The 12,570-nt window shown below is 30.9% G+C and carries 15 protein-coding genes; 13 read left to right on the top strand and 2 right to left on the bottom strand.

All coding sequences use genetic code 11. The features are described 5' to 3' along the window. Nucleotides 1–2: 2 nt before the first annotated feature. Nucleotides 3–1,703, bottom strand: a complete 1,701-nt coding sequence (locus ACZ5LY_RS05250; protein ID WP_464577257.1) for an ATP-binding cassette domain-containing protein — start codon at nucleotides 1,701–1,703, stop codon at nucleotides 3–5. A gap of 36 nt (nucleotides 1,704–1,739) precedes the next feature. On the opposite strand from ACZ5LY_RS05250, the gene ACZ5LY_RS05245 reads away from it, so the two are divergent. The 9 genes from ACZ5LY_RS05245 (at nucleotide 1,740) to ACZ5LY_RS05205 (ending at nucleotide 7,543) form a co-directional block, all read left to right on the top strand. After that, the gene (locus ACZ5LY_RS05245; protein WP_013414355.1) at nucleotides 1,740–2,282 is read left to right on the top strand and encodes a nicotinamide-nucleotide adenylyltransferase; all 543 of its coding nucleotides are present in this window, start codon (nucleotides 1,740–1,742) and stop codon (nucleotides 2,280–2,282) included. After that, nucleotides 2,263–2,649, top strand: a complete 387-nt coding sequence (locus ACZ5LY_RS05240; RefSeq protein WP_013414354.1) for a molybdenum cofactor biosynthesis protein MoaE — start codon at nucleotides 2,263–2,265, stop codon at nucleotides 2,647–2,649. Before ACZ5LY_RS05245 ends, ACZ5LY_RS05240 begins: the two co-directional genes overlap by 20 nt. A gap of 1 nt (nucleotide 2,650) precedes the next feature. Beyond that, entirely contained in the window at nucleotides 2,651–3,817 is a 1,167-nt protein-coding gene (locus tag ACZ5LY_RS05235; RefSeq protein WP_464577254.1) for an HD domain-containing protein, read from the top strand. Nucleotides 3,818–3,822: 5 nt separating this feature from the next. Beyond that, nucleotides 3,823–4,389 (top strand): UbiX family flavin prenyltransferase, encoded by a 567-nt coding sequence (locus ACZ5LY_RS05230; protein ID WP_013414352.1) that lies wholly within the window; start codon nucleotides 3,823–3,825, stop codon nucleotides 4,387–4,389. Continuing rightward, entirely contained in the window at nucleotides 4,379–4,942 is a 564-nt protein-coding gene (gene cbiT, locus ACZ5LY_RS05225) for a precorrin-6Y C5,15-methyltransferase (decarboxylating) subunit CbiT (protein ID WP_013414351.1), read from the top strand. The genes ACZ5LY_RS05230 and cbiT overlap by 11 nt, the downstream gene beginning before the upstream one ends. A gap of 14 nt (nucleotides 4,943–4,956) precedes the next feature. After that, entirely contained in the window at nucleotides 4,957–5,970 is a 1,014-nt protein-coding gene (gene hypE / locus ACZ5LY_RS05220; protein ID WP_464577251.1) for a hydrogenase expression/formation protein HypE, read from the top strand. A 9-nt stretch (nucleotides 5,971–5,979) separates the two neighbouring features. Continuing rightward, nucleotides 5,980–6,387: an RDD family protein gene (locus ACZ5LY_RS05215; RefSeq protein ID WP_013414349.1), complete on the top strand. Its 408-nt coding sequence runs from the start codon at nucleotides 5,980–5,982 to the stop codon at nucleotides 6,385–6,387. Further along, nucleotides 6,368–7,120 (top strand): metallophosphoesterase, encoded by a 753-nt coding sequence (locus tag ACZ5LY_RS05210; protein WP_013414348.1) that lies wholly within the window; start codon nucleotides 6,368–6,370, stop codon nucleotides 7,118–7,120. Before ACZ5LY_RS05215 ends, ACZ5LY_RS05210 begins: the two co-directional genes overlap by 20 nt. Before the next feature lie 132 nt (nucleotides 7,121–7,252). Further along, entirely contained in the window at nucleotides 7,253–7,543 is a 291-nt protein-coding gene (locus tag ACZ5LY_RS05205; RefSeq protein ID WP_013414347.1) for a DUF211 domain-containing protein, read from the top strand. On the opposite strand, the gene ACZ5LY_RS05200 is transcribed toward ACZ5LY_RS05205, so the two are convergent. After that, nucleotides 7,524–8,219: a radical SAM protein gene (locus tag ACZ5LY_RS05200; protein ID WP_013414346.1), complete on the bottom strand. Its 696-nt coding sequence runs from the start codon at nucleotides 8,217–8,219 to the stop codon at nucleotides 7,524–7,526. The genes ACZ5LY_RS05205 and ACZ5LY_RS05200 overlap by 20 nt on opposite strands. Nucleotides 8,220–8,369: 150 nt before the next feature. Between ACZ5LY_RS05200 and ACZ5LY_RS05195 the strand changes: the two genes are divergently transcribed. From ACZ5LY_RS05195 to ACZ5LY_RS05180, 4 genes are read left to right on the top strand one after another with little or no spacing between them, the layout of a single operon-like run. Then, on the top strand, nucleotides 8,370–9,503 hold the full coding sequence (locus ACZ5LY_RS05195; protein ID WP_464577248.1) for an MnmC family methyltransferase: 1,134 nt from the start codon (nucleotides 8,370–8,372) through the stop codon (nucleotides 9,501–9,503). 11 nt (nucleotides 9,504–9,514) lie between these two features. Then, nucleotides 9,515–11,479 (top strand): tRNA guanosine(15) transglycosylase TgtA, encoded by a 1,965-nt coding sequence (gene tgtA / locus ACZ5LY_RS05190; RefSeq protein ID WP_013414344.1) that lies wholly within the window; start codon nucleotides 9,515–9,517, stop codon nucleotides 11,477–11,479. Beyond that, on the top strand, nucleotides 11,476–11,817 hold the full coding sequence (locus tag ACZ5LY_RS05185) for a nascent polypeptide-associated complex protein (RefSeq protein ID WP_013414343.1): 342 nt from the start codon (nucleotides 11,476–11,478) through the stop codon (nucleotides 11,815–11,817). The genes tgtA and ACZ5LY_RS05185 overlap by 4 nt, the downstream gene beginning before the upstream one ends. Beyond that, nucleotides 11,818–12,561 (top strand): metallophosphoesterase family protein, encoded by a 744-nt coding sequence (locus ACZ5LY_RS05180; RefSeq protein WP_013414342.1) that lies wholly within the window; start codon nucleotides 11,818–11,820, stop codon nucleotides 12,559–12,561. The last annotated feature ends 9 nt before the right edge of the window (nucleotides 12,562–12,570 follow it).

Raw genomic sequence — 12,570 nt, 5'->3', positions numbered from 1 at the left:
AACTAAACCTCCAAAGCCTTAACTTTCTCCAAATATTTTGCATGACTTCTCTTTATTAATTCATCACAAACTACTTCAGGATCATCATCCATCACTATTCTACCATCTTCCATCATAATGGCCCGAGTACTTAATTCCTTAACAAAGTCCATATGATGACTTACCATCAAAATCGTAGTATTAAATTTTTTGTTGATTCTTTTTAGGGAGTTTGAAACAGACCTTAAAGTTATGGGATCTAAATCTCCAAAAGGTTCATCTAAAATTACAACATCTGGTTTTGATGCTAAAACTAAAGCTAATGCTGCCCTAACCTGTTGACCTCCTGACAACTCATAAGATTTCATATCTAAAATATCTAAAGGTAATTTCAATGCCTTAAACACAGGTTTTGCATATTTTAAAACTTCCTTATATGGAAATTTTGGGAAAAGTTTCTCAAGAATATCTGGACTTAGACCTATTTTTTCAAGGAGATATTTAGCTTCATCTTCTGGCATGTCTGTTAGCTGATATATCATGTCAAGTACCTTATCACTTATACCTAGTTTTTCTGCTCTTTCTTTTGCTTCTGCAACTACATGTTCTCCCTTAACACCCAACCTTGCAGCAATTTGATCTCGAATAGTTGCATGATGTATCAATGCAAATTCTTGATGCATGAATCCCATTTTTCTTCTTATTCCCATCCTTTTAATTCCTAGTTTATGCATGTCTACCCATTCATCGTTTAATCTAAATTTAACATGTCCACTATCTGGAAATTCTAAACCACCTATAATTCTCAGAAGAACTGTTTTTCCAGCTCCACTTGGACCTATAATTGACACTATTTCACCTTTTTTAATGTCCAAATTTATGTCTTTCATCTGTAAAGTTAGACCGCCTCTAACAAGGAAATATCTTTTCTTAATGTCCTTAACTTCAATGATTTTTTTACCAATTTTAGGTGTAATATGAATTGCAGGTTCCATACCTTGCATAAATTTTTTTATTATCGTTTCAGGGTCTCCCTCATCTTTTATTTTTCCATTTTCAAGCCACACAACCCTATCTGCAAGATAATAATGAACCTCAGGTAAATGAGAAACTAAAACAACTGTTATTCCTAATTTTTCATTTACTCTCTTAATAGCATCTAATACTTCCTGTTTTGTTTTTGGACATGCCATAGTAGCTGGTTCATCGAGAAGTAATACTTTAGGTTTTTTTGCCAACTGCCTTGCAATTATGAGCCGTTGTTTTTCTCCACCACTTAAAACTGGAGCAAAATGTTCAGCCTTGTGTTTTAATCCCACAGCATCTAACAATTCTAAAGCTTCATCCTTAAATTCATCATATACTTCATCCATATTAACTGTAGTTTCATCACCAAATTTAGCTGCATATAACTTCCTAATAACATTCTCTATTGCAGTTTCTGACCATAATCCGAATGTTCTTTGCAAATGTATGGCTGTAATTCTCTTAAGTTTTGTACGTTCATGAACATTAGAATCATGTGAGACTTCAACATCATCAATTTTGACTTTTCCACTATCAAATGGTTCAACGCCACGAAGAATTCGTAAGAGTGTTGTTTTACCTGCTCCACTTTTTCCAATTATACCCAAAATTTCACCTTTTTTTACTTCTAAGTTAATATTTTTTAACGCTGTTATTCCATTTGGATATGTCTTTGAAAGATTCACTATTTTTATCAATTCCAACCCTCCAAAAATTTACATGAGGTGTTAAGTATGCGAGGATTAATGGTAGGAAGATTGCAGCCTGTGCACAAAGGTCATATACAAGTAATAAAAAAGATTTTAGAGGAAGTTGAAGAAATTATCATTTGTATTGGTAGTGCACAGCTAAGTCATACTTTAAAGAACCCATTCACAGCTGGTGAAAGGATTATGATGCTTACCAAAGCCTTGAATGAAAATAATATTCCTGCATCTAAATATTACATTATTCCAGTTCCAGATATTGCATGTAATTCTATATGGGTATCTTATGTAAAAATGTTGACACCTCCCTTTGACAAAGTATATAGTGGAAATCCACTAGTACAAAGATTATTTTTGGAGGAAGGATATGAAGTTTCTTCTCCTCCTCTTTACTATAGAGACGTATATTCAGGTACAGAGGTTAGAAGAAGGATGTTAGAGGGAAAAGATTGGGAATCGTTAGTTCCTAAGTCAGTTGTAAAGGTTATAAAAGAAATAAAAGGTGTTGAAAGGTTAAAACACCTATCAAAGAAAGAGGGGGCTAAATGCGATGTTTGTAAAGATTTCTGAAGCTGAAAAAAATACTTATTCTATAAATGATTTAATAAAAATTGCTAAGAATAGTCCTAATATAGAAAAATATGGCTGTCTTATCTATTATGATGGAATAGTTAGAGGAAATGGTGTTAAGGAGCTTATTGTGGAAACTAATGAAAAAAGTGAAGAATTATTGATTAAAGCCATTGAAGAAATCGAAGAAAAATATAATGTAGAGATAAATGCAATATTACATGTTGGCAAACTAAGAGTTAGTGACAGTATATTTATGGCTACTGTAGCAAGCAAACATAGGTATGAAGCATTTGATGCGATCAAAGAACTTATTGACGTCGTTAAAAATAAAATAGGCCTTACAAAAAAAGAGATATATAAATAAAATGAAATTTATTAGAGATTCTATCCATGGAAATTTAAAATTAGATGATTTTGAAATTAAGATAATTGATACATACCCTGTTCAAAGACTTAGAAGAGTGAAACAACTTGGTTTTTCTTACTTAGTATATCCTGGAGCAAATCATTCCCGTTTTGAACATTCAATAGGAACTTTGTATCTTGCATCTTCATTAGCTGAAAGTCTTAATTTAAGTAAAGAAGAAAAAGAAATTGTTCGTATAGCTGCCTTACTTCATGATATAGGCCATGGTCCATTTTCTCATGTTTCAGAAAATATATTAGGATATTCTCATGAGGATTTAACAGTGAAAGTAATTAAAAAATCAGTTATAGCAGACATTTTACGTGAAAAATTCCAAGTAAAAGAAATAACCGATGTAATTAAAGGTAAGGGCATTCTTGGGCAGATGCTATCCAGTGAATTAGATGTTGATAAAATGGATTATCTTCTTAGAGATTCCTATTACACGGGCGTTGCATATGGAATAATTGACATTGAAAGACTTATTTCGAGTATGAGGATTGAAAAAAATATAGTTCTTGATAAAAAAGGAGTTCAGGCTGCAGAATCAACATTGTTAGCACGATATTTCATGTATCCTACTGTTTACCAACATCATACAACAAGAATTGCAAATGCGATGTTTGGTAAAGCTTTAAAAAAGTTAGTATCTGATGGTATTATTGATCCTAAGAAAATATACAGGTATGATGATATTGATATTGTTGCAATTTGCAGAAAACAAAAGAATGGAATAGCAGAAGATATTATAGATAGATTAGATCGTAGAAATCTTTTAAAAATTGCATCTTCTATAAAATTAGCAAATTTATCAAAACCAGAGAAGGTTTTTGAAATAGATGATAGAAAGATTAGAAAAATTGAAGAAGAGATTGCAGAGGATATGAAGGTTGAAAATAGAGATTATGTGATAGTAAGCATGCCAGAATATCCACGTCTTGATGAAACAAAAATACAAGTTGTAGATGAGTATAATAACATAGCATATTTATCAGATGTTTCTACATTAGTGAAAGCATTAGAAAACGCCAAATTTGATCATGCAGAAATATGTTTATATGTTCCTAAGGAAGAGCTTAGTAAATTTAAAAAATTTGAATTAAACGATTATTTCAATTTAGAGTGATTTGAATGATAATTGTAGGTATTACAGGTGCCAGTGGGGTCATATATGCTGTAAAACTTTTAGAAGTGCTTAATAAGGTTGGTAAAGAAACAGGTTTAATAGTAAGTGAAATAGGAGAAAAAATTTTGAAATATGAACTTGGATTGTCTGTAAATGATTTAAAAGAAAAAAGTGATTATTATTTTGAATATAGAGATTTAACAGCTCCAATAAACAGTGGATCTTTTTTATTTGAATCAATGGTAATAATCCCATGTACAATGAAAACTTTATCAGCCATTGCACATGGATATACAGACAATGCATTAACACGTGCCGCAGACGTAGCATTGAAAGAAAAGCGTAAACTAATTCTTGTACCTCGTGAAACACCATTACGACTTGTTCATCTTGAGAATATGTTAAAAATTTGTAAGGAAGGAGGTATAATTCTTCCAGCAGCCCCAGCATTTTATCATAATCCAAAAACCATTGATGAGCTTATCAATTTCATTGTTGGGAAAATTTTAGATATTTTGGAAATAAAACATGATTTGTTTAAACGTTGGGAAGGTGTAATGCTTGATAAGTGATGAAGAGATATTGAAGAGTAAGGATGTACCAGGCCCAACAAAAGAAGAAATCAGATGTTTGGTTTTATGTAAGGCTCGAATTAAGAAAAATGATTATGTTGTGGAAGTTGGATGTGGTACTGGAGCCATAACCATAGAATTAGCAAAAAAGGCTGGTAGAATTGATGCCATAGACAAAAATATTAAAGCTATAAATCTAACTCGTAAAAACCTCAAAAAACAAGGTTTATTAGATAGAGTAAACATAATACATGGTGAAGCAACAGAAGTCTTAAAAAATTTAAAAAATTTTGATGTAATGATAGTAGGCGGAAGTGGAGGTAAATTACAGGAAATTTTGAATATTGGCAGTAAAAAACTTACAGAAAATGGTAGGATAGTTATAACTGCGATTCTTTTGGAGACTAAAGTTGAAGCTGTGCACACCTTACAAAATTTAGGCTTTAAAACAGAGATAATCGAAGTTAATATTTCCAAAGGTCGTATTTTAGATAGGGGAACCATGATGTTAGCCAATAATCCAATTTCCATAATAACAGGTTATTTACAATAAAATGGTGATGTAAAATGGAAAAAATAAAATTATCAGAGGGCGCAGGCGGAGAAATGATGCAAAAAATGATATCTGAGATAATACTATCTAATTTAGAAAATAAAAATGTTAATGGTGGTATAGGGCTCGATGAGTTAGATGACGGTGCCACTATTCCATTAGGAAAAAGTGAGATAGTTGTAACTACTGACAGCCATACAATAGATCCAATATTTTTTCCAGGTGGTGATATAGGTAAATTAGCTGTTTCAGGTACTGTGAATGATCTTGCTGTGATGGGTGCAAAACCTCTTGCCATAGCTAGTGCTCTAGTTATATCTGAAGGATTTCCAAAAAAAGATCTTAAGAGAATAATAAAATCAATGAATAAAACTTGTAAGGAAGTAGGAATTTCAATAATCACAGGAGACACTAAAGTTATTGAGAAAAATAAATTTGATGATATAATAATAACGACAACCGGCATCGGAATTGCAAAAAATGGTGAAATAAAACCAGATTCTGGATTAGAAGTAGGGGATAAGATTATATTAAGTGGAACTGTTGGCGATCATGGCATGGCAATAATGGCTCATCGTGAAGGATTTGGATTTGAAACAAATTTAAAATCTGATGTAGCACCTGTATGGGATGTGGTTGAAGCTGCTTTAAATGTTGGTGGAGTCAAAGCCATGAAAGATCCAACTCGTGGTGGATTAGCTAATGCATTGAATGAAATGGCATCCAAATCTGGAGTTGGAATGTTAATATATGAAAACAAAATACCTATAAAAGAAGAAGTTGTTGCAGCCTCAGAAATGTTAGGTATAGATCCATATGAAGTAGCAAATGAAGGAAAAGTAATTATAGGAGTTGAATCAGATTTAGCAGAGGATGTTTTGGAAGCTGTGAAAAAAACAAAACATGGTAAGGACGCTGAAATAATAGGAGAAGTAACAGACGACAAACATGTAATACTTAAGACTTCTGTGGGTGGAAAAAGAATATTGGAAACTCCTGTTGCTGATCCAGTACCAAGAGTTTGTTGAGGTTCAAAAATGTATAAAAAAAGATTTATTGCATTTGTAATTGATGCAGTATTTGTTACAATAATAGTATGGCTACTAGCTCTAATATTTTACCCATTGATTGTAGCATCCAAACTTTATCCCATATATAACTATTGGATTGTAGTATTGATAGCGATAACGCTAGCATACTTTACATATTTTGAAAAAAATTTTGGCAAAACTATTGGAAAAAATTTACAAAATTTAGAGGTTGTATCTAAAGAAAAAGATTTAACTTACAAACAAACATTGTTGCGAAACATTTCAAAGATTTTGTGGTTTCCAGTAATTTTTGACGTTATTATTGCTTGGATTGTTAAATCAAAATCAATAAGAATTTTAGATGAAATTTCAAAAACTGAAGTAAGGTGTATTGATGAAAGATCCTCTAATTGAATTATCAAATAATGGTAAGCTTTTAGTAGTTACTGATATTCATGGAAATTTAAAAGATTTTAATAAATATATTAAAATTTGGGAAAGTGGTGAGCACGAATATTTTGTATTTACAGGTGATCTAATCCATGCAATGGATTTAAAGGAAGATGGATCTGTCGAAATTATATACAAAGTTCGAGACTTACTTAAGAGCGAAAAAAATATATATCTTCTACTTGGTAATCATGAATGGTCTGTGATTACAGGAATTCCCATCTACAAAGGTGGTATAAATCTCACAATAATGTTTGAAAGATTATTGAAAAGTAAATTTGGAGATGGATGGAAAGAAATATTAGATGAGTTTAAAACATTTTTTAAGAAATTTCATTTAGCTGTTAGGACCTCTAACAAAGTATTTATTTCCCATGCAGGTCCTTCTAGATATATAGAAAGTATTGAAGATATTATGAAAGTTAAAGATTATGATGATCCCATCTTATATGAATTAATTTGGAATAGATATGGTGATTACTCACTTTCTGATATAGATAGATTTCTAGAGAAAGTTGGATGTAATGCAATGGTTGTAGGTCATACACCAGTCAATGGGGTTGAATTAATTGGCAAAAAACAAATGATATTATCCTCAAGTTTTTCATTGGGTAAAAAAGCATATCTATCTTTAAATTTAGAATCTGAGGTTAAAAATGCAATTGATCTTCTTAAATATGTAAAATTCATTAATTGAATTTTTGAGATCATAAATTTCCTCACTAACAAATCTAAAAACAAAAAATATTTATATATTGGAAAACGATAATAGACAATAGTTACAAAGTATAATATCCAAAAAGAATCTTCTATGGGAGGTAATCCGAAAGTGAGTAAAGGTCTAATACGGATAGTTTTAGATGTTCTTAAGCCCCATGAACCAGCCCTCCCTGTTTTTGCAAAACATCTCAGTAAGGTTGAAGGAGTAGAAGGCGTAAATATAAGCCTTATGGAAGTTGATAAAGACACAGAAACAATAAAAGTAACAATACAGGGAAATGATTTAAACTACAAAAAAATAACAAATGCAATAAGTGAATATGGTGCATCAATTCAAAGTGTAGACGAAGTAGTGGCAGGTAAAAGAATTATTGAAAGAGTCACAACTCCTCAGGATTAATCTTGATTTGTGAAGGTTTATGTCTTTTAAAATCTAGTGAAGACGTAACATTAGATAGGTATTTACAAGCTTCCTTTTTAGCAAATAATAATTCATCTCTAGTAGGCCTACGAACATTTAAAGTAACTGGCACATGACCAGTTATCCTATAGTGTAAATCCCACTTACTAAGAAATTTAGCTATATTTCTTATTTCATTGATTTCAACAATTCCAGGAATATACACAGTACATACTTCTACTCTAAAAGGTAGCCTATTTTTTCTTAGTCCTATGTATTCAATGCATTTCAAAATTTTTTTGTTTGATGAGCCTGTTAACTTTTTATGAATCTTGTTATCCAATGCTTTTAAATCAATATGAATTTCATCTGCCTCTAGTTTATGCAACATTTCACATAAATAATATCCGTTAGTTGAAATTATAACATAAAAATTATTCTCTTTTAATAATTTTACAAATTCGGGCAGGTCCTTTTCCAAAGTAGGTTCTCCACCTGCAATCATGATTTTATTTAATTTAAATTGCTTTCTTAATTTTTTAGTGATTTTTATTAATTTTTCTACATCTATATCTATCTCTCTAAAAGGTTTGAAAAAACAATATTTACATTTAAAATTACATCTAGCAACTAAAATTGTTATCTTGTCACTTACTGAAAAATGAGAAATTATCACTATAATCCCCAAAAAAGTTTTATTTGAAAAAATATTATTAATTCACTAATATAAACTATAATAGCATGATGAACATTTCGCTATCTGAATTTTGATGATGAAAAAGAAATACTGATTAATCTCTAATTTTAACAAAATTATGGTACAAATATGAAATTAGACAGTAGAGTCTCCAAATTACTGAAGAAGTATCTAGAAGGTTACAACGTCAAAGGTAAATTAATGAAATATTTAATTAAGACTAAAGATGGTTCATATACAGTTAAATCTAATTTTAATGAAACGATGCATACAATCCATGGTGCAATTACAGAATCATTTGAAAAATTTGTTAAACCTATTGAAGTATTAAAAAAAGAAAAACTCAAAGTTTTGGACATATGTTCAGGATTGGGTTATAATTCTGCTGCATTAATTCATAAAAAGAAAAATAATTTAAAAATAGACATGATTGAAATATCAAAAGAAGTATTATTGTTAGCAACGTTAATACCAAGTCCCATAGATTCTCACAAGCTTATTAAAACTGTATATAAAGAGAAACTTTATGAAGAGGGAGTATTGAAAAAAATTGACAACAAAACAAAAGACAAGAGAAAAAACATAAAAATTAATGTATTCTGTAATGATGCAAGAGATGTTATAAGAAATTTAAAATCTGATTATTATGATGTGGTATTTTTAGATGCTTATAGTCCTTTAAGATCTCCAGAATTATACACTGTTGAATTTTTCAATGAAGTTATTAGGGTTATGAATAAAAATAGTATTTTAACAACTTATACATCTGCTGCTCCAGTAAGATCTGGGATGATTGAAGTGGGATTTTATATAGGGGAAGGTCCTATATTTGGTAGAAAACGTGGAGGGACTATAGCATCCCCAAATCCTTCCCTCATAAAAAAACAACTTAATGTTGATGATGAAAGAATGATAGCCTTAAGTGATGTGGGAATACCATTTAGAGATCCAAATTTAAATGATCCTGCAGAAAAAATTTTAAAGAGAAGAAAAATTGAAAGAAAGAAGGCAAGACATAAGGAATATTTATCCTCCTCAGCTAGAACTCCATTGTATTTAGGGAAAGCTGAGGCAAATACAAGGGCTATTAAAAATGCACAGAAATTTGGGATTGAGATAAATAGTTATGAGGCCAAGTATATTGTATGTCCACAGTTTGATAAATGTATCTGTGGTTGTAATGAACCACGTCCAAAGAATTCTAGGGAAAGAATATTGATGATGCGTAAGCGCTTGAAAAAAATTAAAGAAACCATTCAATAGGTGACATTTATATGTTTGAAATAAAAAGAAAAGATGGACTTGGAAGAATTGGCATATTTACAGTGAAAAATAAAAAAGTTCAAACCCCTACCTTAATGCCAGTTATTCATCCAAAAAAACAAGAATTTGACATAAAAAAATTTAACAAAGAGATAGTCATTACTAACGCATATATAATCTACAGAGATGAAGAACTTAGAGAAGAAGCAATTAAAAAAGGTGTACATAAATTAATAGATTTTGATGGAGTTGTAATGACTGATTCAGGTTCTTTCCAACTTTCTAAATATGGAGATATTGATGTTAGTAATAAAGAAATAATTGAGTTCCAAGAAAAAATAGGTTCAGATATTGGAACTTCATTAGATATACCCACACCACCATATGTTAGTAGAAAAAGGGCAGAAGAAGAATTAGACATAACAATTAAAAGAGCTATAGAATCTTTAGATTATAGGAAAGATATGCTACTTAATGCTGTAGTACAAGGATCAACATATCCTGACCTTAGAGCCCGTTGTGCAAAGGAATTAAGTAAATATTCTTTTGATGTGCATCCAATAGGCGCTGTTGTTCCACTACTTGAATCTTATGATTACAGAACAATAGTAAATATAGTCATGTCTTCAGTTCAACATTTACCACGTTCTCGTCCTATACATCTTATGGGTGCTGGGCATCCAATGTTATTTGCATTGATGGTAGCTATGGGCTGTGATTTATTTGATTCAGCCGCTTATATGTTATATGCACAAGATGATAGATTTTTAAGTCCACATGGAACTTATAAACTCCAAGATTTACAAGAAATGCCATGCACATGTCCAATATGTCTAGAATATACGCCTGAGGAATTGAGGAGAATGGAAAAAGATGAAAGATATAAATTGATATCTCAACATAATCTTTATGTAAGTTTTAGTGAGATGAGAAGAGTTAGGCAGGCAATATATGATGGATCATTGATGGAACTTGTTGAAAAAAGATGTAGATCTCATCCAACACTTTTAGATGCTTATAGAGAACTTCTTAAATATAAAAAATTTATAGAAAAATATGATCCTGTAACAAAACCTTCAGCATTCTTTTACTTAGGCCCTGAAAGTTTAAGACGTGTGGAAATATATCGTCATTTTAAAAAAATTAAACAATTACCAAAAAGGAGTAGGGCAATATTGTTACCTTCTTATGGTAAACCATACAATAGAAATATTCCTAAGAAAATTAAAGGATTCTATCGTATAGGAAATTCTAGTAAACCTATAGAAGAATCCCAATTTTTTGTTGTGGATGTTCCATTTTGTATAATTCCTCTAGGCGTAGATGAATTATATCCTCTTGCTCAATGCGAAGTTCCAAAAAATTATGATTTAGAGATGAAAGAATTTTTAATTAAAAAAATTGAGGATTTGTTTGAAGAATATGAAGAAGTTCTTGTCAATGAACTTGTAAATGAAAGATTTGATCTTGGTTTATCAAATAAATACAGAGATGATATAGAAATAGAAACAAAAATTGAAGATCTAGAAATAGTAAAATTAATGGCTGATTATCAATTTGGTGAAGGAAGTGGAGAAGCCTTATTTAATGGAAATATTAGAGTGTTGAGAAGTAGAAAAACTGGGAGAATAAGGTATATTTATGAAGACGATGTTCTTTTAGCTACTATACGACCACCAGATGGGTTTATAATACTAACTTGGGATGGAGCAAAAAAATTACATGAAAATAGAGAATATCCATTAAATAGAGTCGTTGTTAATGAGGAAGCAGAACCATTCGTAAAAGCTGGTAGAAATGTATTTGCCAAATTTATTATAGATTGTGATAAAAAGATAAGAGCAAATGACGAAGTTTTAGTTGTTAATAAGGATGATGAATTAATCGCATTTGGTAAAGCTGTATTATCTAGCTATGAAATGATGGAGTTTGAGAGAGGAGTGGCTGTAAAAAATAGAAAGGAGTGGAGTGAATGATACCTGGTATGGATCCAAGACAGTTGAGACGTATGCAAAAAGTTATGAAGCAAATGGGAATGAAAATGGAAGAATTAAAAGGTGTTAATGAAGTTATTATTAAAATGAATGACAAAGAGCTTGTTATAAAGAATCCCAGTGTAACTTTGATGGATCTAATGGGTCAAAAGACATATCAAGTGACTGGTAAAGTTGAAGAAAGAAAAGTTGAGGAAAAAATACCTGAAGAAGATATTAAGCTTGTTATGGAACAAACAGGAGTTAGTAGGGATGAGGCTGAAAAAGCCTTAAAAGAAAGTAATGGTGACATCGCAGAAGCAATTATGAGGCTGAGTTAATTGATAATTGCCCACCTTTCAGATTTTCATGTGGGTGAATTCAAATTTAAGGAAAAATTATTAAAAAAAGCTCTGAACCAGGTTAAAAACATCCGCCCTGATGTAGTTATTGTAAGTGGAGATATAACAAACAATGGTTATTATCAGGAATTTATAGAAGCAAAAAAATATTTAGATGAAATTTCAGAGATTATACCTACTATAACTGTACCAGGAAATCATGATGCTAGACACGTAGGTTATGAAGTATTTGAAGAAGTTATTGGTCCAAGATCAGGTGTTCTTAAAAATAAGAATAAAAAGTTTGTTGTTATTGGACTTGACAGTAGTGAACCTGATTTAGATTGTGGAAAGATAGGAAGAGAACAGCAAAAATGGCTTGAAAAAGAATTGAAAAAAGCAAAAAATAAATTCAAAATTGTAGCCTTGCATCATCATATCATCCCCGTTCCAAAAACAGGACGAGAAAGAAATGTACTTCTTGACGCTGGTGATATTCTAGAATCTTTAGTTAAATACGATGTGGATCTTGTTGTTTGTGGACATAGACATGTACCATATTCATGGAATTTAGAAGGTTGTGTTTTTGCAACTGCAGGTACAGTTTCATCTCCATCACTTAGAGCAAAAAATCCAAATAGTTATAATGTGTATTTGGTGAATGAGAAAGAAATAAAAGTAAAATTATGTGAAGTAGAAGGAAAAATGAAAATATTAGGTAAATATAAAAGAAAAAATGGGTGATCCATTGAA

This window comes from Methanothermus sociabilis, from assembly GCF_055392295.1.
The sequence above is the reverse complement of the archived record's forward strand: the minus strand, read 5'-3'. Positions and strand labels throughout refer to the sequence as shown.